At 68.9% G+C, this 25,123-nt stretch carries 22 protein-coding genes; 14 read left to right on the top strand and 8 right to left on the bottom strand.

The features are described from left to right. The first annotated feature begins 368 nt into the window (after positions 1 to 368). The 3 genes from RIC31_RS00850 to RIC31_RS00840 are packed head-to-tail and all read left to right on the top strand — an operon-like array spanning position 369 to position 3,951. Positions 369 to 1,475, top strand: coding sequence for a hypothetical protein (locus RIC31_RS00850; RefSeq protein WP_350100078.1), 1,107 nt, complete (start codon positions 369 to 371; stop codon positions 1,473 to 1,475). Next, positions 1,472 to 3,058 carry an ATP-binding cassette domain-containing protein gene (locus tag RIC31_RS00845; protein WP_350100076.1) on the top strand — a complete coding sequence of 529 codons (1,587 nt, stop codon included), beginning with the start codon at positions 1,472 to 1,474 and terminating at the stop codon, positions 3,056 to 3,058. Before RIC31_RS00850 ends, RIC31_RS00845 begins: the two co-directional genes overlap by 4 nt. Positions 3,059 to 3,084: 26 nt before the next feature. After that, on the top strand, positions 3,085 to 3,951 hold the full coding sequence (locus RIC31_RS00840) for a nuclear transport factor 2 family protein (protein WP_350100074.1): 867 nt from the start codon (positions 3,085 to 3,087) through the stop codon (positions 3,949 to 3,951). 36 nt (positions 3,952 to 3,987) lie between these two features. On the opposite strand, the gene RIC31_RS00835 is transcribed toward RIC31_RS00840, so the two are convergent. Both RIC31_RS00835 and RIC31_RS00830 read right to left on the bottom strand, forming a co-directional pair. Continuing rightward, the gene (locus RIC31_RS00835; protein WP_350100072.1) at positions 3,988 to 4,422 is read right to left on the bottom strand and encodes a DUF6524 family protein; all 435 of its coding nucleotides are present in this window, start codon (positions 4,420 to 4,422) and stop codon (positions 3,988 to 3,990) included. A 66-nt stretch (positions 4,423 to 4,488) separates the two neighbouring features. Beyond that, positions 4,489 to 5,490, bottom strand: a complete 1,002-nt coding sequence (locus RIC31_RS00830; protein ID WP_350100070.1) for a hypothetical protein — start codon at positions 5,488 to 5,490, stop codon at positions 4,489 to 4,491. Positions 5,491 to 5,924: 434 nt separating this feature from the next. Between RIC31_RS00830 and RIC31_RS00825 the strand changes: the two genes are divergently transcribed. The 5 genes from RIC31_RS00825 (at position 5,925) to RIC31_RS00805 (ending at position 10,198) form a co-directional block, all read left to right on the top strand. Next, the gene (locus RIC31_RS00825; RefSeq protein WP_350100068.1) at positions 5,925 to 6,227 is read left to right on the top strand and encodes a hypothetical protein; all 303 of its coding nucleotides are present in this window, start codon (positions 5,925 to 5,927) and stop codon (positions 6,225 to 6,227) included. 132 nt (positions 6,228 to 6,359) lie between these two features. After that, entirely contained in the window at positions 6,360 to 6,812 is a 453-nt protein-coding gene (locus RIC31_RS00820; RefSeq protein ID WP_350100067.1) for a hypothetical protein, read from the top strand. Positions 6,813 to 6,858: 46 nt separating this feature from the next. Continuing rightward, positions 6,859 to 8,373 (top strand): COG4223 family protein, encoded by a 1,515-nt coding sequence (locus tag RIC31_RS00815; protein WP_350100065.1) that lies wholly within the window; start codon positions 6,859 to 6,861, stop codon positions 8,371 to 8,373. A 67-nt stretch (positions 8,374 to 8,440) separates the two neighbouring features. Then, positions 8,441 to 9,070 (top strand): hypothetical protein, encoded by a 630-nt coding sequence (locus RIC31_RS00810; protein ID WP_350100062.1) that lies wholly within the window; start codon positions 8,441 to 8,443, stop codon positions 9,068 to 9,070. A gap of 372 nt (positions 9,071 to 9,442) precedes the next feature. Beyond that, positions 9,443 to 10,198: a COG4223 family protein gene (locus tag RIC31_RS00805; protein ID WP_350100060.1), complete on the top strand. Its 756-nt coding sequence runs from the start codon at positions 9,443 to 9,445 to the stop codon at positions 10,196 to 10,198. 13 nt (positions 10,199 to 10,211) lie between these two features. On the opposite strand, the gene RIC31_RS00800 is transcribed toward RIC31_RS00805, so the two are convergent. Continuing rightward, positions 10,212 to 10,856: a nucleotide-binding protein gene (locus tag RIC31_RS00800; RefSeq protein ID WP_350100058.1), complete on the bottom strand. Its 645-nt coding sequence runs from the start codon at positions 10,854 to 10,856 to the stop codon at positions 10,212 to 10,214. A gap of 150 nt (positions 10,857 to 11,006) precedes the next feature. Between RIC31_RS00800 and RIC31_RS00795 the strand changes: the two genes are divergently transcribed. The 5 genes from RIC31_RS00795 (at position 11,007) to RIC31_RS00775 (ending at position 17,663) form a co-directional block, all read left to right on the top strand. Further along, entirely contained in the window at positions 11,007 to 11,564 is a 558-nt protein-coding gene (locus RIC31_RS00795) for a hypothetical protein (protein ID WP_350100056.1), read from the top strand. Continuing rightward, positions 11,561 to 12,478, top strand: coding sequence for a TauD/TfdA dioxygenase family protein (locus RIC31_RS00790; RefSeq protein WP_350100054.1), 918 nt, complete (start codon positions 11,561 to 11,563; stop codon positions 12,476 to 12,478). Before RIC31_RS00795 ends, RIC31_RS00790 begins: the two co-directional genes overlap by 4 nt. Before the next feature lie 25 nt (positions 12,479 to 12,503). Then, positions 12,504 to 13,697, top strand: a complete 1,194-nt coding sequence (locus RIC31_RS00785) for an ABC transporter substrate binding protein (protein WP_350100052.1) — start codon at positions 12,504 to 12,506, stop codon at positions 13,695 to 13,697. Positions 13,698 to 14,090: 393 nt separating this feature from the next. Beyond that, entirely contained in the window at positions 14,091 to 15,197 is a 1,107-nt protein-coding gene (locus RIC31_RS00780; protein ID WP_350100050.1) for a tetratricopeptide repeat protein, read from the top strand. Between the two features lie 54 nt (positions 15,198 to 15,251). Further along, positions 15,252 to 17,663: an MFS transporter gene (locus RIC31_RS00775; RefSeq protein ID WP_350100048.1), complete on the top strand. Its 2,412-nt coding sequence runs from the start codon at positions 15,252 to 15,254 to the stop codon at positions 17,661 to 17,663. Between the two features lie 45 nt (positions 17,664 to 17,708). Here RIC31_RS00775 and RIC31_RS00770 read toward each other — a convergent pair whose 3' ends face one another. Together RIC31_RS00770 and RIC31_RS00765 are read right to left on the bottom strand one after the other, a co-directional pair. After that, entirely contained in the window at positions 17,709 to 18,866 is a 1,158-nt protein-coding gene (locus RIC31_RS00770; protein WP_350100046.1) for a homocitrate synthase, read from the bottom strand. Between the two features lie 23 nt (positions 18,867 to 18,889). Then, entirely contained in the window at positions 18,890 to 19,681 is a 792-nt protein-coding gene (locus tag RIC31_RS00765) for a bestrophin-like domain (RefSeq protein WP_350100044.1), read from the bottom strand. A gap of 350 nt (positions 19,682 to 20,031) precedes the next feature. On the opposite strand from RIC31_RS00765, the gene RIC31_RS00760 reads away from it, so the two are divergent. Then, positions 20,032 to 20,862 carry a DEAD/DEAH box helicase family protein gene (locus RIC31_RS00760; protein WP_350100042.1) on the top strand — a complete coding sequence of 277 codons (831 nt, stop codon included), beginning with the start codon at positions 20,032 to 20,034 and terminating at the stop codon, positions 20,860 to 20,862. A 14-nt stretch (positions 20,863 to 20,876) separates the two neighbouring features. Here RIC31_RS00760 and RIC31_RS00755 read toward each other — a convergent pair whose 3' ends face one another. From RIC31_RS00755 to RIC31_RS00745, 3 genes are read right to left on the bottom strand one after another with little or no spacing between them, the layout of a single operon-like run. After that, positions 20,877 to 21,653, bottom strand: coding sequence for an ATP-binding cassette domain-containing protein (locus RIC31_RS00755; protein ID WP_350100040.1), 777 nt, complete (start codon positions 21,651 to 21,653; stop codon positions 20,877 to 20,879). Next, positions 21,650 to 23,908 (bottom strand): ABC transporter permease, encoded by a 2,259-nt coding sequence (locus RIC31_RS00750; RefSeq protein ID WP_350100038.1) that lies wholly within the window; start codon positions 23,906 to 23,908, stop codon positions 21,650 to 21,652. Before RIC31_RS00750 ends, RIC31_RS00755 begins: the two co-directional genes overlap by 4 nt. Before the next feature lie 58 nt (positions 23,909 to 23,966). Continuing rightward, positions 23,967 to 25,061, bottom strand: a complete 1,095-nt coding sequence (locus RIC31_RS00745) for a substrate-binding domain-containing protein (protein WP_350100036.1) — start codon at positions 25,059 to 25,061, stop codon at positions 23,967 to 23,969. Between the last annotated feature and the right edge of the window lie 62 nt (positions 25,062 to 25,123).

Here is a 25,123-nt window from a genome sequence, read left to right as displayed (position 1 = left end):
CTGAGATTGTCCCGGGAGAATCGTAGCATGGGTCGGCGGCGGCCAAAACCGAATGCTGGGACGAATCCTGTCGCGGACCGCCGGTGGGCATCATAGGGTCGGCCGCGCCGGGACGCGGATCGAGATGCCGGGCGATGCGACGATCCGGACCGACGGCCTTGCCCTCGCGACCGGTTCTGCTCTATCCCGGCAGCCGGCCGACGCTCTTCTTGGGTGTCGGTAAGCCTTCGCGAGCCGGTGTGCCTCCGCGAGAACGTCGACAAGGGCGGGCATATGGACTGGTTCTTCGATCCTCGCGTCCGGCCGGCGGACCTTCGACCTGACGCCCCGGCGACCGGCGCCGCCGGGGCGAGCGCGGAGTAGCCGCCATGCGCCGCGGAACACCGCTGACATATCTGCTGACTGTCGGGATTCTGGTGGTTTCCGGGTTGCTGGGCATCTGGGGCTTCCGGGGCTCGCCGCTGCTCGATACGGCCGACGCGAAGGTGTTCGCGAGACCGGGCTGGACCGAGGGGATGGCGACCCCGAGCTCCTATCCGGCCTACCGGCTGGCGCCCGACGGCACTGCGATCCCGGTCGGCCGGGCGGTGCTGCTGGACGGCGACCGGGTCGAGATGCGGCTGTTCCCGGACCTGGAAACCATCTCCTATGCGGATTCCCGCGTCGTCCTGCTGGAGACCGACGTCAAGGCCCTGTGGTCGCTGGTGCCCGGAGCCTCGAAGGACGAGATCGCCGGGCTCGGCGAGCGGCTGATCGGTGTCATGCGCGACAGGTTCGTCGCCATGGTCGGGCAGCCGGCCTTCGTGACGGACTACCGCATGCCGCTGCAGGCGATCGTCGAGGACGCCTATGTGCGGATGTGGCAGGACCCGAAGATGCATCTGATCGGGCGGACGGTCCGAGAGATGTTCGACCAGTCCGACGGCGAGCGGCTGGCCGCCGCGGTTCTGCCGGTCGCCATCCCGAAGCTGCGGCGGGCGGTGTTCGAGATGGTGGTGCCAAGCTGGGACGCCATGCACGACCTGGTGGTCGAGGGCAAGCTTGACACCCGTCCGCTCGAGCGCGCCGCCGCCGAGGTCCTGATCGACCCGGAGGTCCACCGGCTGATCATGCGGCACCTGTTCGACATCGCCGAGGACGAGCGTGCCTGGCGGGTCGGGGCCATGATGGCGGACTCGTTCCTCGATGCGCTGCTGGCCGACCCCAGGCTCGAGCCGCTGGTCGACCGGATGCTGGGTGACCCGCGTTTCGCGCGCGAGCTGCGGACCCTGGAATCGGAGCTGTCGGCGATGTCGATGGCGGTGTTCTCGCGGATCGTGGAACGGAACAACGGCCGTCCGGACACCCTGGCGGTCCGCGTGATCCGCTACATTCTTCTCAACCGACGCCGCCTGGTGGCCCTGGTCGTCAAGGAGGGGTCGCCTGCGGCGCGCGAGTTGTCGCGATACCAGCCCCTGATCGAGATCCGTTCATGAGCCGTATTCCCGAGGGGCGCCCGGCAGCCGGAACCCCGGTCGTCGCCGTCGAGAAGCTGACCATCGCCCAGCCGCATGGGCGGGTGCTGCTGCACGAGGCGAACTTCTCGCTGGCCGCCGGCGAGGTGGTGATTCTGGCCGGGCCGAGCGGATCCGGGAAGTCGACCCTGGTCAACCTGTTGTCCGGGGCGATCTCTGCCGCCGACGAGGGCTGGCGGATCGCCGGCCACGTCAGCTTTGGCGGGGCCCGGGTCGACATGTCGCGCGAGCGGATCACCTTGGGCGGCGTGGTGTTCCAGAACTTCGCGCTGTTCGACGAACTGACGGTCGGCCAGAACCTGGCGATCGCTGCCGACCACAACGCGGCGGTCGGCAGCGCGCTGATCGCGGCGATCGACGGCCTGCTGAAGGACGTGGACCGTGACGTCCCGGTGAACAACTGCAGCGGCGGCCAGCGCCAACGGGTCGCGATCGCCCGCACCCTGTTGGGCAACCACCCGGTGCTGTTCCTGGACGAACCGAATTCCGGCCTGGACGTCTCGGCATCCAAGCGTCTGGCCGAGCTGATCCGGTCGCTCAGCACGGAGATCGGCGTGCCGGTGGTGATCATCGCGCACCACTACCGGCATCTGATCGACGTCGCCGACCGGGTCCTGATGCTCGATCCGCGACGGCACGCGCTGGTCGAGCTTCCGGCGAACGCCCTGCGCCTGGAGCGCGAGCTGCAGGCCATCGAGGCGGATCCCGACGCCGCCGGGCCGGACGCCGGGGCGCCGATCGCGCCGGACCGCGCCACCGTGGCGGTCGCGGCCGGACCGACGCGGTCGCCGGCGATCTGGCGCATGGGCTGGACGCTGCGGTTCCTCGCCGGCTACCTGTGGGAGCTGTGCTTCTCGCCGTCGGCCCTGCTGTTCGTCGGGCTCGGCAGCGTGATCGTCGGCTTCGTCACCACCTGGTTCATCTTCCAGTATCTGCCGTTCCGCGACCTGCTGCTGCCGATCATCCATTCCGATGCGCTCGCCGGCGTGGCGTTCGCCGAGCTCCGGGTGCTGGCGCCGCTGACCACCGCGGTGCTGATCGCCACCCGCAACACCGCCCTGATCGGGGCCGACATCGGGCACAAGGTCTACTCGGACCAGATCAAGGCGATGCGGAACCTGAACGTCCCGCACGACATCTATCTGACCGGCGCCGTGCTGACCGCGTCGGCCGTCGCGTCGGTGGTCCTCACGCTGATGTCGGAATGCCTGACCGGCTGGGTCGCCATGGTCACGTGGTCATACATCTTCCCGGAAGATTCCACCTATATGTGGCGCGACCAGTACTTCCAGCGCCTGTGGCCGCCGGGCCAGTTGCTGATGGACGGGACCGACTGGATCGCCGCCAAGGCGATTCCGTCGATTGTCGGAGCGGCCGGGATCGCGCTGTATTTCGGCTACAAGCCCAAGTCGACCGTGGTCGACATCAACCAGTCGATCGCGCAGGCGCTGATCTGGGGGTTATCCTTCGTGCTGATCTGGCAGTCTGTCCTGACCCTGGTAGAGTTCAAATTCGTTTCGGCACGACTGGAAACCACGTTCTGAGGCGGGCAGCAGGGGCGGACGACCAGATGGCGAGCTTTCGGGACCAGATCCATGCCTATGCCGGCACCGGCGGATTCGTGACCCGCGCGCAGGAGCGCGCGCTGCTGCGGATCGGGACGTCGGGCTACGGCCTGGGCTACGAGGATGCGCGCGGCGCGGTGTTCGATGCCGCGGCCGCCGACAGCCTGGTGCTGGAGAGCGCGGTCGAGGACACGGTTGCGGACTATCTGCACAGCCGGGCCGACCGATCGGGCCGGATATCGCGGGCCGGATTCCGGTCGGCGACCGAACTGTACAGGTCGCGGGCCCGTGGGTTGCTGGGCCCGGAGCAGGCCGCCAGCCGGGTCAAGGACCTGATGATCCGGCGCGGGCTCTCGGCGAGCCCGACCGGCCTGGTGTTTCGCAATCGGCGTTGGTTCAACCGTGTCCCGCCGCCGGCCCAGGAAGCCGCCGAGGCACCGCTGCCGATCGTATCGGCGGCGGCGGTGCGGGCACCGGTGGAGGCGACCCTGCAGGCGTGGGCGGCGGCCTTCAACGCCGGCGACGTCGCCGGCGTCCTGGCGCTCTATGCCCCGGAGGCCCTGCTGCTGGCGACCGCCGCGCCCGATCCGCGGCGCGGCCGGGCGGCGATGCGCAGCTATTTCGACCGGCTGATGACCGCGCAGTCGGCCAGCGTCAGGTTCGGCAGTACCTTGGCGATAGACGGCACCGATCCCGCGACCGCCGGCGGCCTCTACGAGTTCCGCTATACCGATCCGGCCCGCGGCCCGGTGGTCGTGCCGTCGCGCTTCAGCTACGTCGTGACCCGTGCCGGGGCAGGCGAACTGGGGCAGATCCTGCAGCACCACTCCTCTGCCATGCCGTTCGACGGTGCCAGCGGCTGCCCGGTCTAAGTCGGCGCGCGCCTCAGGCGGGGAGCGGCAGGTCGGTCAGTAGCCGCCGGTCTCCTCGACCTGCTTCACGCCGCCCAGGCGATAGTGCAGGAACGAGAAGCAGACGCCGAAGGTCAGGATTGCGACCACGGTCAGCTGGATGGCGGTGATCAGGTCCTCGAAGGTCCGCAGCTCGACCCACTCGGCTTCGACCAGGTACCAGGCGAACGCCGCGAACATGGTCGAGACCAGCGGCACGCCGGCCTTCTGCAGCGATCGTCGGGTGATATCGCCGATCGTGTAGAAGGCGAAGCCCAGGGCGCCGGCGACGGCAATCTGCAACACATGCTCGGCCGGCGGCTGCAGCCGGTCGGAAGTCACCCAGTGGAAATACGAATAGCCGCTGACGTTGTAGGCGCTGAACACCACGAACACACACAGCAGCACACGTGCCAGTGCGCCACCGAGATCGAGGGTATGTACGTTGCCCATGGCCGTCCGGTGTCCGTCGTCGTCGCGGTCGGCAGTCGACCCGGCCGGTTCGCCGGGACGGCAAGTCTATCCGCCGCGTACGACGCCTGCAACCGGAGCGGCCGCCCCGCATGCTGACGGAACCGCCAGCGCGGCGCACACCGCGGCCTCGGCCTGCTGCCGGGTGATCCGGGACGCCTGGCCGTGTGCGTCGCGGATCAGCCGCCGGAGATCCTGTTCGAACGACGCGCGGGTGAGGGCGCTGTCCAGCCGGTTCGCCGCGTAGTCGACGCCCCAGATGCCGGCCGAGATCGTGACCAGGGTGGCCGCCGCGGTGACAAGGCCGTTGCCGCCGGCAACCGGAGCCGCGATCACCCCGCCGATGACCGGTGCCAGCAACAGGCGGGTGGTGACGCTGAGCGCCCGGGTCCCGAGCGGGCGCAGCGACCGCACGAGAACGCGGTCGGCGGTCCCGCCGGCGCCGTCCTCGACGGTGGTCAGGGCATGCGGCAAGATGTCGGGCGATGCGGTCTCGGCGAAGGACGCCGGGAGCAGCGGCGGCCCGAACCGCTGCAGCGTCGGTCCGGGGTCGGCATTCAGCAGCGCCGCGGTCCGCTCGATCCGTTCCCGGCGGCGGTCGGCCAATGCGACGTCCAGGCTCGCCAGCCGGGTCATGGAGCGCGACCAGGCGGTCGCGATCGCGGCCTCGGTACGGGCCGGGTGAACCACCGTCGCGTCGAAATGCTGCTGGACCTCGGCGGTCAGGCGGTCGTAGACGATGCCGGCCTCCGGAACCCGCCCTGCCCAGATCTCGCGCTGGGCTTCTCCCGCAGCGGTTGCGGCCAGGTCCCAGGCGACCAGAAGACTTGAGAACCAGCCATAGACCCAGTCGGCATAGGTGCCGACCCGCCGGCTCATGGCCTCGAAGGTCGGGGCGAGCGCCCCGTCGGCCAGTCGCGGGGCGGCCCGCAGGAGCACCCGGGCGTCGACCTCGGCCCAGGCGGCGGCCTGATCGTCGAGCGTGCGGTTCGCCGCCGCGGCGGCTGTCGTATCCGACACTATACAGGCCAGGATCAGCAGCGCTAGCAAGGCGGCACGCATCTTCGTGAGGACCGTGCCATTGCCTTTCAAGCGAACCGTGACCCGGTTCGTACGACGCGAGAACGGCATGCCGGAATCCCGAACGGTGTGAACGATGGTGTAGCAGCGGACCGCACCGACGGCCATCCCGTCCACGGACTCATTGCCGCAGCGCGAAATAAAGACAGTGGCGTGCCGATAACCTGAATGTCATCATTCCGATATAGTGCTCGTCCGGGGTGTGCCACGCCGGTTGGCGAGGGCTGGACGAAACGGGAAGCGACGGAGAGGAGAGGCAGATGCGCGTTTGGCGAATCGCTGTATTCGTGGTCGGGGCGCTTTGGCTCTCGGCGGTCGGAGCTCAGGCTCAGACCCAGACCCAGAGTGGGACCGCGGCGCCGTCGGCGGCGGCACCGACGAGCCCGTCGACGGGGATCCAACAGGTGCTGACCCCCGAACAACTCGAGGAACTGCAGGCCATGGTCGGGCGCATGCAGTCCGCCATGCAGGACATGGTGACGTCCGCGCGCAGCACGGCGGGCCGCCTTGCCGGTGGCGGCAAGACGGTGGTGCTGGGCACCAACGAGATCGCCGCGATTGCCCTCGGAGCGGCCGGCGGCGCGGTTCTGGTGGACTTGCTCGGCGGCGGCGGGCTTGCGACCATGGCGGGAGCGGTCATCGGCGGGGTCGCGGCGCATTGGCTGATCACCGCGGAGCCGCCGGTTCTGACGGCGGGAGCGGGCTGAAATCCGGGAGATCCGAGGCCGTGCCTCGAGCCTGGAGCCATTCCCGTCGGTAATAGCTTGAAAAATCAGGCTCGATGCGGTTTCTAGTCGCTTCGGGCCTGACGGCTGAGCAAGGGGCGGGCGATACAGACGATGGACCACACGATGCCGCAAGGGACGGACGGGCGACGCCGTTTCGCCGACATGGTCCGTATCGAGGCCATGAACGGCGGGTTCATCCGTGCGGACGAGGAGCGGCGCCTGCTGCAGGACGGCATGGCGCGTTACAACCTGACCCTGGAAGAAGCCCGTGGCGTGTTGCTGTCGACCGTCAACGACCAGGGCTTCTCGCTGCAGCGCTCGACCGAGGCGGAGATCCGCGATCTGATCCTGGTCCAGTCCGCGCGCAGTCGCGGCAGGCGGCTGTCGAGGGGGGAGTTCGATCAGGCCGTCGATATGTATCGCGCCAAGACCAAGGGCCGGGTATCGGCGGACGAAGCCCGTCAGAGGGTGAAGGCGATCATGGAAGAGAACGACGTCCGGCCGAAGCGGTCCGGATGGGTGATCCGATCGCGCCGCTGGTACAACTCGATCAAGGCGACCTGAGGGCGCTGAGAGCCGGCAGCCTGCCGGCGTAGGGGGATTTCGAGTTATGGCGAACCGACCGTTACCGAACGTGGATCCGGACGCGCTGTCGAAGCTGGCGAGCCAGTATCCGGGCAGCGGATCGGGGCGTGCGGAACCGAAGCTGGGCGGCTCCGGCGGCAGCGGTTCGGGCAGTGGCGGTTCGGGCAGTGGTGGTTCGGGCGGCAGCGGCTCGGGTGGTGACGATGGCCCTGGTGACAAGGGCCCCGGTGACAAGGGCTCGGGTGATACCGGCGGCAAGGGCGGCTCGGTTGCACCGGCCGGCGGGCGTCCGGTCGCCAGCAGCGAGCCGGCGCCGGCCAAGGCGTCGGCGGGGTCCGGCGGCAGCCGCACGGCGGCGTTCCTGACATTCCTGTTCGCGCTGATCGCGCTGGCGGCCGCGGTCGGTGCGCTGGCCGCGCCGAGCCTGCGAAACGAGGCACGTGCCTTTCTGCAGCGCTACCCGCAGGTGATCAGCGCCGAGTGGGTCGAATTCGTCACGGGCCAGGACACGCAGCGCCTGGAGGTTACCTACCAGGGACTCGACCAGCGGGTCGACCGCCTTACCGCGGCGCTCGACCGGATCCTGGGCGCTCCCGGCATCGATGCCGGCGCAGCGCGGGAACTGCTGCTGCGCACCGAGCAGAACCAGCGGGTCGCAGCCGCCGAGGAACAGGTCGCGGCGGTCGACGGCAAGGTCGGTGAACTCGAGACGCGGCTGTCGGCTCTCGACGGCATCCGGCAGTCGCTGGACGATCTGTCGACCCGGGTCGGCGCGGCCGAGCAGTCGCTGACCGGGCTGCGCGAGTCGGTGGAGGCCCTGGAGCCACGCCTGGCCGAAGCGGCGGCAGGCAACGAGCGGACAGCTGCGACGGTTGCGGCGCTATCGACGCAGGTGGACGACGCGATGGCGGAAGCGTCCGCCAGGGTGGGCGATCTCGCCGGCCGGGTGGCCGAGGCGCAGGCCGCGATCGGCCCGATAGCCGAGCAGGCGAAGACGATCACCGAGCAGCGCCGGTCGATGGAACTGCCGTTGATCGGCATGACGCAGCTCCGGCTCGCGCTCAACCGCGACACGCCGTTCAAGGAGGAGCTGTCGCTGGCCGAACTGCTGATCGGCGACGACGCCGAGGCGCTGGCCGCACTGTCGGAACTGGGGCAGAACGCGTCGGCGGGCGTCACGACCCTGCCCGGGCTCCGGCGCGACTTCGCCTTCGTGGCCACCCAGATGGGGAGTTCGTTGACCCGCATCCAGAGCTGGACCCAGCGAATGAGTTCGTGGCTGGAGGTGCTGGTCGGGACCCGGACGATGCCGGAAGCCGACCCGATCGGCGAGATCACCGCGGCGGTGGCGTCGATCGATGCGGCGCTCGAGGCCGGACAGCTCGATCTGGCACTGCAGGAGGCGGTCGCCCTGAACGGCCGTCGCAGCGACGTGCTGCTCGAGGGCTGGATCGTCGAGGCGAGGCGGCGGCTCGCGACGGAGCGGGCGTTCAACGCGCTGACCGAGCGGATCTACGCCCGGATCGGGGCGACCAGGTAACCGTCGTCGCCCGCGACGTCCGGCGTGCCCGGCGCATGCGGGCAGGCGACGCACGATCGAGGACCTCGTGGACGGCGAATTCGCCAGACTGCTCGGCTGGGTCGCGGAACTTGCGCTTCGAGGGCTCGTCGGTGGCCTGTTGATCAGCCTGCCCGTGGTCGCGACCGTGGCCCTCGTGAAGTTCCACCGGCTGCCGCATCTGCGTGCATACTGGCAAGTGGCGATGGTGACAGTGCCGGCGCTGCTTGCCGGAGTGGTGACCGGCTGGATCGTCCTGTATGCAGACCCTTACAGTCCGAGCTTCAGGATCGCCTCGATCTTCCAAGTCGACGGGCCCTGGGATGTACCGTGGACGACCTTTCTGCTCTACCGCGCGGACCCGGCACTCTACAGCTACGATCCGCTGCTTTGGATCGCCCAGGCGCCGGATACCAGGCCGGAACTGGCCCTGGTCCTGCTCTTCGTCGGCTGCCTGCTGGTTCTGGCCGTGGTGGGCGTGCTGATCTATCTGCGCGGGCTGGACCTGGCCGCCGGCCTTCTGGGCGTGGCATTCCTGTTTCTCTTTGCGCAGGCGGTGACGATCTACATGACGGCGCTGTTCGCCTACACGCTGAACGCGCTGAATTTCTGGGCGGCACTCGTGGCGCTTGCCATTCTTCAGTACTTCAGACGACGGGCGTCACATGGCGGTCACTAGTTTTCGGCCATGCTGCACGTGCGTCTTGACTCGCATGGGTGGGGCCCCATGATCGGGTCGACCCTTCCGGAACAGCCACAATAGATCGGAGGCACCATGGCCGACGAAACCAAGCGCTCTTCGCGTTCCTCTTCGACCGGTGCCACCCGGAAGGGGCGTGCGAAGTCGGCTCCGTCCGCGGCGGCGGCGGCCACGGGCGCGGAGCAGACCGCATCTGACAAGCCGGCGGCGGCCGCAGCACCGGAAGCGCCGGTGAATGCCCCGGCCGCGAGCGGAACGACGGCCTCTCCGGCCGCCCCGCCGGCCGCTGCCAGGCAGCCCGTCGCACCGCCGCCCGCGGCCGAACCAGCCAGTTCCGGCGGTGGCGTGGCGTTGGCCGGGCTGATCGCCGGCGTGGTGGGCATCGTGCTGGCGCTGACCTATCCGCAGTGGACGCCGATCGTCTACGGCTCGGGTTCCGACAAGGGGCTGACGGCCGACCAGGTCCGCGCCGAGATGAAGGGCGAGGTCGACGCGCTCAAGGCGACGCTGGCGTCGATGGCGGTGAAGCAGGCGTCGCTGGAGCAGGCGGTGCAGACCGCCAAGCTACCGGGGATCCTGATGGTCGCCGAGGATCTTCGGGCGGCGCTCGGGGGCTCCGAGCCCTATGCCGGAACCTTGAATCTGTTCCGCTCGCTCACCGGGGACGATCCGGACGCGGCGCCGGTCATCGCGGCCGTCGAGGGCAGTGCCGAGGTCGGCGTCCCGACGGTCGCCGAGCTGCAGGACGGCTTCGACGAGGTCGCCCATACCATCCTGATGGCCGAGCAGCGTCCGCAGGCGACCGGGAACCTCGCGGCCCAGGTCTCCGACACCATGGCCAGCCTCGCGGCGGCGACCATGCGGCTGCGCTGGCGGCTTGACGGGGCCCCGACCGGTGACGGCGTGCCGGCGACCGTGGCGCGTGCCGAGCAGGCGGTCATGAACGGCGACTTCCAGGTCGCGATCGACACCCTCAGCGTGCTGCCGGAAGAGCGTCGGGCGCTGGCTCAGGGATGGATCGAGACGGTTCAGACAAGGTTGAAGGCCGACGCCGTGCGCGAGGACCTGGACGCCTACATCATCTCGAGGGCGGCGCGCGTCCAGTAGCGCGCCGGCTTCCTCAGGTCTTGAACAACGCCGGCTCGAGTTCGCGCGCGAGCCGGCGGATCTCCATCGAGGCGTTGTTCCTGGGATCGAGCTCCTGCGGCGAGGAGCCGTGATACGACGCCTCCTGGAAGATCGCCCGGTCGCCGATGCGGGCCTCGACCGGATTGAGTCCCAGCGATTCGAGCTGGCGCTCGGTGTGGCGCACGACGGTGGCCCGCTTCACACGGTTCAGCACGGTCCGGAACGCGATCTCGCGCCGGGTGAGGGCGCTGGCGCTCTGGATCACCTTCTTCATCTTGGTGGCCTCGAACAGGCTGGCCTCGTCGGACATGACCGGGATGAGCACGAGGTCGGCGATTCCGACCGCGTAGATCATCGACTGATTGCCGAAACCGGCGGTGTCTACGATGACCAGGTCGGCCCGCTCGCCGAGTTCCTGAACGGCGCCGATGATCGCGTGCTCGTCCGAGGTCGCCTGGGATTCGACGTCCTTGTAGCTCTCGGCCTTCCGGATCCAGCGGGTCGCGGCCTGATTGGGATCCGTGTCGAGCATGGCGACACGCTTCTTGTCGTCTCGCCAATAGGCCGCGAGGGACGCCGCGATAGTGGTCTTGCCGGTGCCGCCCTTGCTGGTGGCGACCACGAGAACGCTGGCCATATGTGCTCCGTTCGCCCTGGTGCAGCCTTGGATTCATAATGGCCGAACAGCCCCCGAACGCAATGCCCGCGTTGCACGGGCAGCCGGAATGCGGTTACCTGTCGCCTCGGCCTTGGCCGGTCCCGGGACGGGTAACGGAAGAGCTTGGCCATGAAGGGTGTTCTGGTCGCGGCGATGCTCGTCGCAGCGGCCGTTGGTGGCGTCGCCGCCCCGGTCCGGGCCGGGACGGTGGGCGACGTCATGCTCGCGGTCGGCAACTGGGTGAACGAGGCCGAGGCTTCGTTCACGCGCTGGTTCGACAGCCTCTGGCAGCGCATCGCGGTGTCGGATCGCGAGGCGCGTGCGGCCGACGCGTTCCGCCAGATGGTGGTGCTGTCGCCGGATCGGATCGATGCCCTGGCCGGTCGTGCCGGATATGCCCTGAGTACCTACGAGGTGTCCCGCGGCGATCGCCAGGATTTCGTCCTGCGGTTTCGGCACGACCGCGATCTCGACTCGGTGGAGCGCCAGTCGCTGACCCGTGAGGTCGCCGATCCGGCGCAGTTCGACCTTCGGCCCGACCTGGCGCTGCTTCGGATCCTGCTCGACGCCGCCGACTGGCGCGATGCCGCATCCGACAGTCGCTTCCTGTTGACCGGCGTGGAGGTGCAGGTGGACGATATCGTCACTTCCCGTCTGATTTTCTCGGAACCCAAGGTCGCGCGATGACACTGACAGCGGAACCGCTATCCGGGTTTCTCGGCGCCGAGATCAAGGGACTGGACCTGTCCCGGCCGATCGGCGAGGACGATCGGGAGCGGCTTCTCGAGCTGTTCTGGCGTCACAAGGTGATCGTCGTGCGAGGTCAGGACGTCGACCCGGACGGCTTCATCCGGTTCGCCGAGGCCTTCGGCCGGATCGAACCGTTCTTCATCAGTGCCTACAATCTGCCCACGCATCCGCAGATCTACGTGCTGTCGAACGTCCGCGAGAACGGCAAGCCGATCGGCCGCGACGGCGCCGGCACCCACTGGCACAGCGACAGTACCTTCACCGAGAAGCCGAGCAGCGTCACGCTGCTGCATGGCGTCACCGTCCCGGACCGCGGCGGCGACACGCTGTTCGTCGACACCGCAGACGCGTACGAACGGCTGGATGCCGACACCAAGGCGCGGATCGACGGCCGGCGCGCCATCCATCGCTATCAGCGCAAGGAGTTCGTGTTCTCCGGCGACCGGGTGGCCGACGAACGCGAGCGCGCCGAAATCGAGCGACTGAAGGCCCTGCGGCTGGCCGAGGAGGCGGCGGCGAACCCGTCGCCCACGGCACAGCGCAGCAACCGCGAGCCCGATCGCCTGCATCCGATCGTGCGGACCCATCCGGTGACCGGCCGCAAGGCCCTGTACCTCAACGACGAGATGACGGTCGGCATCGAGGGCATGCCCGACGACGAGGCGGTACCGCTCCTGCACCGGCTCTGCGAGTTCGCGACCGATCCCGAACGGACTCTCCGGTTCAGGTGGCAGCCGGGCGATGTGGTGGCCTGGGACAACGCGGCGGTCATCCATACGGCGACCTACACGCCGCCGGACCTGCCGCGCTTGATGCATCGCCTGACCATCGAGGGTACCGCCCCGTTCTGAGGGGCGACTGCTGAGGAGGCAAGACATGGACGCAGGTCGTTGGATCGCGGGGGTGTTGCTGGTCTCGGCGATGCTGTCGGTCGGTGGGCTTCCCGCCCAGGCGGCACGTCCGGTGCTGGACTGGCTGAACTACGACGCCTCGGCGCGAAACGACTATGCGATCAACACCGATACCGGGGATAGCGCGCGGCACAGCGTCGAGCCCTCCTGGGCGCCCGAGGCCCAGCGGAGGACGGCGAAGCTGGTGATGCTGCTGATTCCGAAGCGCTCCGAAATCGCCTACTCGACATCGGTCAACACGATCCTGCAGGTGTTCCGGCAGCACGGCCTGCCGGTCCGGTTCGCGGTCTGGTTCTACGACGAGAACGATGCCGTCGCCCAGGAGGCACTGGAGTGGTCCTATGCCCAGCCTGTCGACCTGATCATGTCGGTGGGGTCGGTCGCGACCGCCTATCTGCATGCGCATCACCGGGGCAACAAGATTCCGGCGGTCACCAGCGCGTCCAAGGACCCGGTGGCGTCGGGCCAGGTCACGGACCCGAAGGCCGGCAGCGGCACCAACATCGCCTACACGTCGATCAACGTGGCGACCGACACGCTGGTCGCCTATCTGCGCCGCCTGGTGCCGAACCTGACCACCATCGGCGTGCTGTATTCCCGCGACAACGACAGCGCCATCAAGACCCAGGCGCAGCCGCTCCACGACGCGGCCGGCGAACTCGGCCTGACGGTGGTCGACATCTCGGTGGAGAACGACGCCAGCGCCGAGGCGGAGCTGGACGTCGCCGTCCCGGCCGGTCTCGACGCGATGCGCGACAGCGATCCGGACCTGAAACGCAGCGTGTTGCTGGTGACCGGCTCGACCCCGGTCTACGAGCGTATCGCCCAGGTCAACCGGCACGCCGGACGGGTTCCGGTGGTGTCGATGCTGCCGGACGTGGTGCGGCCGGGCCCGGAGTCGGCGCTGCTGTCGATCGGGGTCAACCAGTCGAGCGCGGTGGCGCTGGCGGCGGTCTATGCCAAGGACGTGCTGCTGGGTCGTGCCGATCCGGCGACCCTGGCGGTCGGCACCGTCTCGCCGCCGGATCTTGCGATCAACTTCCTGGTCGCCCAGCGGATCGGCATCCAGATTCCGTTCTCGTTCTTCGAGTCGGCGACTTTCGTCTACGACCCGGACGGTCGGGCCGTGATCGAGTTCGGGCAGCGGGTCGGAGGCTAGTGGTGGAAATCAGATATAGGATACCCACGGGACGGTGTGCCGAGGTCATCCGGCCAGGCGCGCGATGCGTGGTAATGCCGGGGCATCACGAGCATCGCGCAACGCCGCCGGTGGGTTCGGTACGCCGCCCGCAGGGTCCCCTGTCCCGGCGTCTCGGGGCGTCGCGTCCTTGCCGATGCGTCCGCATCTCCGGCGAACATTCTCCTGCCGAGACACCGGGACAGGGGAACCCATGGGTATCCTATATCTGATTTCCACCACTAGCTTCGGCGCGGACACGCGTCGGCACGTTATTAAGTTCTTCAGCAACTTCGGCTACTGTCGGAACCAGCGATCTGGTTTCACTCCGCCCGGTGGGGGCGGGAACGAAGTGCGCTTTCGGGAGGGGTCGAAATGTTGGATGGGTTCCTGTCGCTGCCGGTGATGGCGGTGGCCGCGTTCTTCACGGTCTCGTACTTCGTGAATCCGGGCACGATCATCATCGAGAAGATGTCGGTGCCGCAGAATTTCGACTGGGATACCGGCTACACGGGATATGCGGCCGCCGGTGAGTTCACGCGCTACGTCTCGGATATCGCCGAGGCGGCGGGAACGAACCGTGGCACCCGCACCAAGGAGCTGACCGCGCAGGGCCGCTCGGTCGAGGCGCTCAGCGACTGGTTCGGGCTCGGCGAACCGATCCGCTCGACCCAGGTCGCCCTCGGCTTCCTGCCCTATACCTTCTCGGGCAAGCTCATCAAGAAGGGCGACGACCTCACGCTCAAGGTCTTCGGCGAGTCCCCGGCATACTGGGACTTCGCGCTGTCGGAGAAGGGCAGCGTCGACGACGTCAGCGGCCTGCTGAAGCGCGGCGCGATCCGTCTGATGCAGAAGATCGACCCGTATCTCGTCGCGGTCTACCACTTCCGCGAGGAGACCGCGGCGAGCGGCTATCCGGAGACGAAGGCGGCGATCGACTACTGCTTCGTCCATGCACCGCGCAACGAACTGCCGTGGGTCTACGCCCTGCTGGGCGACGTGTTCCGCCGCGAGGGCAAGTACGAGGAAGCGATCGTCAAGTTCCGGCAGGCTCTGACGCTGGACCCGAGCTTCCCGCGGCCGATGATGCGCTGGGGCAACGCGCTCGCCAACCAGGGGCGCCACGAGGAGGCCATCGGGCGCTACCAGAAGACCCTCGAGATCGACCCGATCTACCCGGAGGCGCTCGTGGCCTGGGCCGAGTCGCTGGACGCCATGGGGCAGCATGAGCAGGCGCATCTGAAATACGTCGAGGCGGTGGGCATGGATCCGGAGTTCCCGCGCATCCTGTTCGCCTACGGCAAGCACCTCGAGCAGTACGGCGACAAGGCCGGGGCCACCGAATATCTGCGCCGTGCGGTGCACTTCGACGGCGGTCACAATCAGGCCTATGTGCAGGAACTGCGCAAGGCACAGCGTAACCTCGACCCGGCCCTCGAGGTGCTGGTCCCGCTGGCCGAAGGCATGCGGCCGCACAAGTGAGACAGGCGGTCGAAGAACGCCGGGCTTCGACGCTGGCATTGGGTCGGGCGTGACATGACGGCGCTGCAACGCGTGTGGCCGGGCGTCGCGCTCACGGCGCTCAGCCTCCTGCTGTTCGCCTATGTCGGGTACGGCGAGGCGATGCGGGTCTACCTCCAGATCCGCATCGAACGCATCGAGCAGCTCGGCGCGACCCTGCAGGGGACCGTCGGGCAGTTCGCCAAGTCGGGCCTGCCGCTCGACCAGTTCGGAGGCTTCGACCGTCGAAGCCAGCAGCTTCGGGTGGTCGATCCGGCGATCCTCGCAACCTCGCTTGTCGACGTCGACGGCAAGCCGATCTTCTGCGAGGCCGAGCCTGCGCACCGCGATACGCTCTGTCGCGCCGAGGCCAGCACCGACAGCACGCATGCCCGCTGGATGGCGACCCCGTTGCGCGGCGGTCCGGGCGTCGACCTCGCGGTCAGCCTGCCGGTCAGCGACAAGTTCGCGAATGTCGGCAGAGTGCTGCTGCATCTGGACCGGGACAAGATCGAGCGGGTGGTCGACGCGGCCTTTCGGCCGGTGTTCGCGGCTTCCGCCGGCCTGTTCGTGTTGTTCTGCATCGCCCAGCTGATTCTGCGGTCGTGGCAGGGCGAAGCGGTACGGCAACGCTGGCTGACTCCACTCTTCCTGACCGTCATCGCCCTGAATCTGGCGGTGATGGTGGTGATCATGTTCGACCTGTACCGCAAGGGTACCGAAGGTCAGGCCGAAGCGTTGGCGCGCTCGATGGCGGCGCGGCTGTCGGCGGTCACCGATCTCGGCATTCCGCTGTCGGCGCTGTCCGGAATCCATGAGGCGTTCAACGAGTATCGCCAGATCAACCCAAACATTGCCGCGATCTCGCTGAACGACCGCAATCGCGTCCTGTACAGCGTGCAGGATCAGGCGAACGGTGCCGAGGTGTTCGGGATGCCGCTGCAGCGGCTGGTGTTCGACCTGCCGGTCGAGAAGTCGCCGGAGCACGACCTGGTGCTGTCGGTCGAGCTCCCGCTGTCGGTGGTTCTCGCGGCCCTGGGAGCCGGTGCGCGCAACTTCCTCGCACTGTTCTTCGGGTGCGCGGTGTTGGCACTGGTCTTCCTGCGGGCGGTCCGAGAGGGTCAAGGGGCGATCTCGGGCGATGCGGCGTCCAGACTGGCGTTGCTGCGACCGGCCTATTTCCTGGGGATATTCGCCGACGCCCTGTCGCTGTCGATTCTTCCGGAGATCTCGAAGGAGACCGTGCTCGCCGAGGGCCTGTCGACGGAATGGGTGTCGCTGCCTTTCACCCTGTTCTTCGTGGGCCTGACCGCAGCGCTGCTGCCGGCGTCCTACGTGACGGGTCGCGTCGAGATCCGCCGGCTGTTCATGGCCGGCGCCGGGGCGGTCGGCATCGGACTGTTCCTGGCGTCCCTGGTTCCCGACTTCTGGGCGCTGTGCGTCGGGCGAATGCTGAGCGGCATCGGCCAGGGCACGTTGCTGGTGGCGGTGCAGGCCTATGCGTTCGAAGTGGTCGGGGAGGGACAGCGGACGCGTGCGGCCGCCGTGCAGGTGCTCGGCTACAACGGCGGACTGATCGTCGGAACCGGGCTCGGGGGCCTGCTGGCGGTGTTCAACGCCGATCGGGATGTGCTGCTCGTCGGTGGCCTGGTGGCGGTCGGCGCCTGCATCTACATCCGTTTCGTTCTCCCGGCGCTGGTCCACCACGAAACGGCGCAGGCCGCGCCGGTGAGCCTGCTCGGCTCGATCGGCCGCCTCGCAAGGGCACCTGACTTCATGGCAGTGCTGGGCCTGGTGGGGATCACCTCGAAGTTCGCGCTGGCGGGGATCGCCATGTTCGCGATGCCCCTGGTGCTGCATCAGGCCGGCTACGGCGACGACGAGGTCGGTCAGGCGCTGATGGTCTTCGCGGTCGTGACCTATCTGGTCACCGGGGTCGCGCCCCGTCTGGTCGGCCGGGTCGGATCGATCGACGGGGTACTGACGATCGGTATGATCATGCTGGCGGTCGGGATCGGCCTGCTCGGGCTGCTGGTGGTGCCGGCCGGCGGCGCGTCGGCGCCCCCGGCATTCGTCCCGGGCTGGCTGCTGAGCACGGCGTCGCAGCTGCAGGCCGCCGTCGGTTCCAGCGCCCTGCCGATCGCAACCGGGCTTGCGGTCATGGTGGCGATCGCGGCGCTCGGGGTCGGGCAGGGCCTGATCGCGGCGCCGGTGGTCGCGCGGGTCGCCGACAGCCGGGTCGCCGACACGGTCGGACGGGAGCGGACGCTCGCCATCTACCGGCTGGCCGAACGCGCCGGCCACATCCTCGGCCCGACCCTGGTGGGACCGGTGCTGCTGGCGGCTCACGGCGACGCCATCCCGCTGGCGATCTTCGCGATCGTGTTCGCCGGTCTCGCGGTGGTCTACGGCCTGTGGTCGGTGCTCGGCCGGAGCCAGGCGGCCTGACGCCGGTCGAGGCGGGCACTCACCGCCCAGGTGAGCTGACCGGGATCAGGCGGTGCGCAGCATCGCCTCGGCGGCGACCTCGGCCAGGATCCTGTCGACGTCGTCGAGCGAGAGGCGCTGGTCGTCGGCGGCGTGCTTGACCCGTGCGGTCGCCTCCTTGAGATCGGCCAGGGCCAGCCGCATGCCGAGGGCGTCCGCCCGCACGCGCACCGCGTTCCAGCCGGTCAGCCGGTGACCGACGGCGATCTCCCGGGTCAGGCCGAAATCGGCCGGGTCCAGGGCCTCGTAGGCGCGGGGATCGTTGTAGACCGCCTTGGTATGGATCCCGGCCTTGTGGCTGAACGCGGTCTCGCCGACCAGCACCTGGTTGAACGGGACGGCGACCTCGGCGAGTTCCGCCACCCGACGGCAGAGTGCCGGCAGGGCATGCAGGCGAAAGCGCTTCATGGTTCCGGCGCGGTCGGTGGCGTACAGCACGGCGATCAGGCCCTCGAGCGGCGTGATGCCGTTTCGCTCGCCGAGCCCCAGGACCGAGGTGTTGATGTGGGTCGCGCCGTTGGTGATCGCGGCATGCGCGTTGGCCACCGCACAGCCGATGTCGTTGTGGCCGTGGAACTCGATCGGGGTTCCGGTGAGCCGGTGCACCAGCCCGACCACCTCGGCCACCCGGTCGGGGGTCGCGGCACCGGTGGTGTCGGCGATGCCGAACCGGTCGAACAGGTTCAGCTCCGCCAGCGGCAGGTAGACGTTGACGAGGTCGCCGAGCGGGCAGCGGAAGGCGTCCTCGCTGGAGAATCTGAGGGTCACGTCGGGCGCGCGCTTGCGAACGAACTCCGCGACGTCGGCGGCGATCCGGACGACTTCGCTGATCGCCTTGCCGTGGCTGGCCGCGCGCAGTATCGGCGAGGTCGCCATCACCATGTGCAGCGCCTCGACCCCGGTATCCAGGGCGATCGCAGCGTCGTCCGGGTGGCAGCGGACATGGGCCGCCACGGTCGCCGGCAGCCCGGCGCCGGCGATCGCCCTGGCATCCTCGCGGGACCGCCGGCTGGCCGCCGGGGAGGTGACCTCCAGATAGTCGACGCCGAATGCGACGAGCGCCCGCGCGATCTCGAGCTTCGCCTCGCTGGAGAAGTCCGCGTGGATGAACTGCTCGCCCTCGCGCAGCGTGGTGTCGACGATGACGACGTCCGAGAGCGACATGGCGCGGCTCCCTGTTCCTTTCCCTACTGCGCGACCGCCAGGAAGGCGCTCGGACTGACCGCCGTCTCGCCGACGAACGGATAGGCGAGGTGCAGCACGACCACCAGGTGCATGACGAGGAAGCCGACCAGAATCGCCGACATCACCGCCTGTGCCACGACGTTCACCGAGCCGAGGAACCAGGGGAAGACGATCGCGATGGCGGTTCCGAGCCCGAGCAGGATCCAGACCAGCGATACCAGGCTGCGGGAGACGGTGGTCAGCCTGAAACTCCGGCTCTCGTTGACCTGCCTGACCCACTCCACGGTGTTCTGCTGCAGTGCCTGCTGCGCGGCGGTAATCGGATCGGCCTTTATGAAGGCATCGGACAACTGACCGAGCCGATGCGTGACCTCGAAACTCGGCACCCCGAGGCTCATCGTCCGCCATTCCTTCTCGACCACCGCCCGGGAGTACTCGCGCACCGCCGACTTCATGCGCGCGCGCGTGTCGTTCTGGCTCGGCTGGTCGTACGCTTCGGCCGCCCGATCGAGCGCCACCAGGGTCGCCACCTCCTTCTGCACGGTGGTCTGGGCGTCGGTGTAGCGGTCGAAGGCGCCGATCAGCGCCAGGGCCAGGGTGACCGCGTAGATCTCTCCCAGGAAGCTGAACTTCACGCCGCCGACGAGGTTGTTCGGCTCCAGCTGGAACGGCGCGTAGATCGTGTTGACGATCCAGGTACCGAGCAGCGAGATCGTCACGGCGATGCCGATCAGCAGCGGTACGGCGACGTCGAGCGGGATGCGGGCGAGAAGGACGGCGAGTTCGTATGTCATCGATGGGCTATCGCGGTCGCGGCTGTGTCACGGGAGACGGGGAGAGTGTATGGCACAGCCGGCCGGCAGGCCGAACTGTCGTGTGGGGCGGCTCGGCGGATCGGGCGGCAGCCGATCGATCGCGGCAGCGGGCGCCGTAGCAGATGCTGCGCGCCGCATCGTGATCCCTCCCGTGTTCCCTATCCACCATGCGCGGCCACACACTACCCCATTCCGAACGACGGCGCTGCAATGAAGGCAGGGGCCGACGGCGCGACAAGCTGTCCGAAGTGTCATGCCGGGGCCGCGCTTGACGCGCCGTACGCCGCGAAGGAGGGTTGCCCGGGTTGGATGGCAGTTGGGGGGGCGGCGTGCTCGACGGTAGCAAGGTCCGGCGCCTGGATCCGGCAGAGCTTCGCGCTACGGGCGTGCGATCGACCGCGGACGACTTTCATCTGCTGGCGGATCGCGCCGTCCTGGTGCTCGTCGGGCTGACCGGCTCGGGCAAGACCACCACCGTGCAGCAACTTGAGGCGTCGGTGCCGCCGGCGGCGATCCTGCCGGACCGCCGGGCGTTGACGGACAGCCTGATCCTCCCGCGCATGACCGGTGACGGCGCTCCGGTCACCGACCGGGTCGAGCGGTTCCGGCTGACCGCCGCGTTCAAGGATCGGCACCCGGGCGGCATGGGTGAGGTCCTGTCCTGGCTGCTGATCCCCTCGGACCTGCCGCCGGGCCCGATCCTGTTCGACGGCCTTCGTGGCGAGGCCGAGGTTACGGCAGCGGCAACGCTGCCGAGAGCTTGGTTCCTGGTGCTTGAGTGCCCTCCGGAAGGCCGACTCTGGCGGCTGTGCGGACGCAACGACCCGTTCGACCAGACCGAGACGACGCCGCTCGACGTCGACCCGACCGGCGGCGCGGAAGCGATTCGGGCGGTCCTGCGGGATGCCGGCTTCGACACCCTGGTCGCGGCGGCGGCGTTCGACCGACTGGCATGGATGCTGGCCGACCGCGGTGTCGACCCGGCAGCCGTTGCCCGCAACGCCACCATCATCGTCGAGGAATCCCGGCATTACGATCCGGGTAAGGCGCGCGACGCGCTGCTGCGCCTGGCACCGGACCGGACGCTGCTGCTGGATACCGGCAAGCTCTCGCCTTCGGAGGTCGCAACCGCGATCGCGGCCTGGCTCGCCTCGGGGTAGCGCGGCCGGTCGGCTCAGGCCGCGCGGGCCTGCTCTGCGGTCATCGCGGTTTCCGGGGTGCCCTCGACGATCAGTTCGAGGACTTCCTTCTCGCTGGTGTGCGCGACGTAGCGGTCGCCGACGTTCTCGCCGCGCTTGAGCACCATCACCCGGTCGCCGACCTCGAAGATGTCGGTCAGGCGGTGGCTGATGATCACCTGGGCGACCCCGTGCTCCTTCAGCTCCAGCATGGTCCGCAGCAGTTCGTTGGTCGCCATGACCGACAGGTTGGCGGTCGGCTCGTCCAGGATCACGACCTGCGGCTCGAAGCTGATGGCGCGGGCGATGGCGACGGATTGCTGGCGTCCGCCCGACAGGCTCTCGACCCGCTGGTATACCGAGTTGACGTCGACCTTGAGGCGCTTCAGCACCGCGCTCGCCTCGGCGTACATGCGGTTGCGGTCGACGAACAGGCCCCGACGCGGCCAGCGCCCGAGGAAGATGTTCTGGCCGACGTCCATGTTCCCGCAGAGCGCGAAGTCCTGGTAGATCATCTCGATGCCGGCGTCGCGGCTGTCCTGCGGGCTGCGGAACTGGGTCTGGCCGCCGTCCACCAGCACGTCGCCGGTGTCGCGGTGATAGGCCCCCGTGAGGATCTTCATCAGGGTCGATTTGCCGGCCGAGTTGTCGCCGACCAGGCCCAGCACCTCGCCCGGCATCAGGCGGAAGTCGACGTTGTGCAGTGCGCGCACCGCCCCGAACGACTTGCAGATCCCGCGCATCTCGACGATCGGCGTTGCGGCGTCGGTCATGTCGGTACTCTCCTTGGTGTCCGTCGCCTGGCGGCGAGCCGGTCCAGCAACCTTCCCATCAGCCCCTGCTGGCGCAGCCAGATGTCGCCGAGCACGGCGGCGATCAGGATCAGGCCGATGAACACGTTCACCCAGTGCTGCGGCATAACGAAGGACTGGCCGTCGGCGCTGATGATCTGCAGAGACAGGAGGGCCCGGATCAGGGCGATCACCGCGGCCCCGGCCAGCGAGCCGATCACCGAGCCGAAGCCGCCGAAGATGCTGCCGCCGCCGATGATCACGGCGGCGATCGCGTCGAGTTCGCGCAGCTGGCCGGCCGACGGGTTGAAGCTGCGCAGGTAGGCGACGTAGACGATGCCGGCGACCGCCGCGCACATCGCCGAGAACACCAGCGACGCGAAGCGAACCCGGTCGGTGTCGATCCCGGCGTAGCCGGCGGCGCGGGCGTTGCCGCCGGTGGCGTAGCAGGCCCAGCCCCAGGAGGTGCGGGCCAGAACGATCGCCGCGACCACGGCGATGACCGCCAGCATAAGGGTCTGGGTGCTCAGCGCACTGGCGACCCTGAACAGCAGGGTATCCGGCGCCGGTGCCATGCCGAAGGCCTGCAGCGGCTCGATCAGCTTGCGGCCGATCAGGCCGAAGCCCTCGGGGAACTGCGACAGCTGCCGCCCGGCCACCATCCAGGCCGCCAGGCCGCGCGCGATGTAGAACATGCCGAGGGTGGCAACGAAGGCGGGCAGCCGGGCCCGGGTCGTGAGCAGGCCGTTGACCGCGCCGGCGGCGGTGCCGGCGAGGAACGCCGCCAGAACGGCGAACCCGGGGTCGGCCCCCAGGGTCTTCATGAGGAATGCCGCGGTGGCGCCCGAAAGCGCCAGCACCGCGCCGACCGACAGGTCGATGTCGCCGTTGACGATCACGAAGGTCATGCCGACCGCCAGCAGGCCGACCTCGGTGAAGGCCAGCAACAGGTTGAAGCTGTTGTCCAGCGACCCCCAGAAGTCCGGCCGCAGCCACATGCCGACCAGCCACAGCGCGATCATGAACAGTACCGCCGCCGCCTCGCGCCGCGCCAGCAGGCGGGCCAGCAGGCCGCCGGAGAACTCGCGGGCCTGCACCGACTGGCCCATGGTCTTGATGCCGACCATGGCGACCCCGTCGGCATCGCCCGCCGGCGGCGGCGGCAGGCCGCGCAACCGGGCCAACAGCCGCTGCGGCAGCCGGCGGCGCAGCACCAGCGGCTCGATCAGCACCGCCGCCACCAGGATCAGACCCAGGAAGGCCGGCACCGCGCCGGGCGGCAGCTGCGCCATCGCCTGCACCTGCATCTCGGCGCCGCCAATGGTGATGGTGCGGGTGGTCGGGACGCCCTGGCGCAGCACCTTGTCGATCAGCACTACCAGGATGGCGCCGAGGCAGGACCCGACGATCCGGCCGCGTCCGCCCAGGATCGAGGCGCCGCCGACGATCACCGCGGCGATCACGATCAGTTCGGCGCCCTGGCCGTACTGGCTGGTCACGCCCTTGTCCTGGGCGACGTTCATCAGCCCGGCGATGCTGGCGCACAGCGACGCCAGCACGAAGCCCCGGATCCGCACCAGCCGGGTGTCGATGCCGGCGAACTCGGCGGCCTGCAGATTGCCGCCGACGGCATAGGATTCGTAGCCCCAGCGGGTGCGCGCCAGCACCACGGCGCCGATCGCGGCGACCGCAAGGAACACCAGGATCTGGTTGTTGAACAGCAGGGCGTTGGCCTCGCCGATCTGGAAGAACGGACTGGCCGCCGCCTTGGCGTCATAGGCGATGGTCTTGCCGCCGGTCAACCCGAGCACCAGCCCGCGGCCGATGAACAGCATCGTCAGGGTGGCGATGAACGCCGGCACCTGCAGGAACGTCACGAGCACGCCGTTGACCAGGCCGACCGCCAGGCCGACCGCCAGGGCGCCGGCGATCGTCCAGCCCAGTCCGAGGTCGTAGTGCGAGGGCGCGTACAGCATCGAGAACACGACGGCGACCAGGCCGAGGGTCGAGCCTACCGACAGGTCGAGGTCGCGGTTGACGATGACGAAGGTCATGCCGACCGCCATCACCCCGAAGCGCGCGGCATCCCGCAGGGTCGCGCGTATGGCGTGGAGGTCGCCGAAGAAGTCGGGGTTTATCCAGGTTCCGGCGGCGTACAGCAGCGCCATGAAGACCAGAAGCCCGATCTCCCAGCCATAGCCGGCCAGCGGATTGCGCGAAGCGGAAGTGCCGGGCATCTGTGCGCCGCCGTGGGGGATGGGGGCGGGACCGACGACGGCCCCGCCCGCTCCGGTCTCAGTTCTCGAACCGCTTGCCGACCGTGTCGACGTCCTGCTTGGTCACCAGCTGGGCGCGGGTGTCCAGGTTGGCGGCGGCGATGCCACGGTCGATCTGCAGGTACAGCTGCAGGACCGGCCAGAAGCCCTGCAGGAACGGCTGCTGGCCGAGCGAGCCGTCGAGCGCGCCGGTGCGGATCTGCTCCTGCTGGGCCGGGCCCAGGTCGAAGCCGTAGGAGCAGATCTTGTCGCCCATCTTCAGCTGCGCGACCGCGTCGCCGAGCGCCGGGGTGACGAAGCCGTTGGCGGCGAAGGCGCCGACCACGTCGCCGCGCGATTCGATCAGGCTGGTGACCGAGCCGACGATGTTCTTGGAGTCGACGTCGACGCCGATGTTCTCCGGACCCGCATCGACCTTGAAGTTGGCGAGCTTGCCGGCCGCGTTCAGGGTCTTCACGGTCGCCTCGAAGGCCGCCGTGATGCGGTTGTTGACCTCGACGTTCCCGAGCGTGGTGGTATTCGGGAAGATAATGGTGCCGCCGCTGACCCCGGATTCCAGAACGCATTTGGCCAGCGCCTCGCCGCCGATCGCCGCCGCCGACGCGTCCTGGCCGGTATGGCTGATCCGGCTGCGGTGGGCGAGCGTGGGGTCGAAGGAGTTGGTGGTAGCCACCGGCACGCCGCGCTTCAGCAGGGTGCTGACGATGTCGTCATAGGCGCCGGCCTGGGGCGTGGTGATGATCAGCCCGTCGATGGTCGGGTCCTGGATCACCTGGTTGATGATCTCGATCTGGCGCGGGATGTCGTCGACCGGAGCCTCGGAGCCGAGCATCAGCAGGTTGATCCCGAACGCGTCGGCGGCGACCTTGGCGCCGACATAGGTCGGGTCGAAGAAGCCGTTGCCGGCGGTGTGGGTGATGATCGCGAAGGTTAGCCGGCCGTCCTTGGAGTGATAGTTCTTGGTGCCGGGGGCCTCCTTGGCCGCCTGCTCGAAGGAATAGCCGCCGACCGCCTGGTCGAGCGCCCCGGTCTGGGCCGCAGCCGGCGTGGCGAGGGCGAGCGGAAGGGCGATCGCGGCGGCCGCGGCGACGGCCGAAATCGGGCGTGAGGTCATGTGCAGTCCTCCCTGGAATGACGGACGCCTCGTCATGCGGGGCATCCCGGCCGGTGCCGTTT

Origin of the sequence: Thalassobaculum sp. (assembly GCF_040219615.1) — a bacterium.
Lineage (GTDB): Bacteria > Pseudomonadota > Alphaproteobacteria > Thalassobaculales > Thalassobaculaceae > Thalassobaculum_A.
The sequence above is the reverse complement of the archived record's forward strand: the minus strand, read 5'-3'. Positions and strand labels throughout refer to the sequence as shown.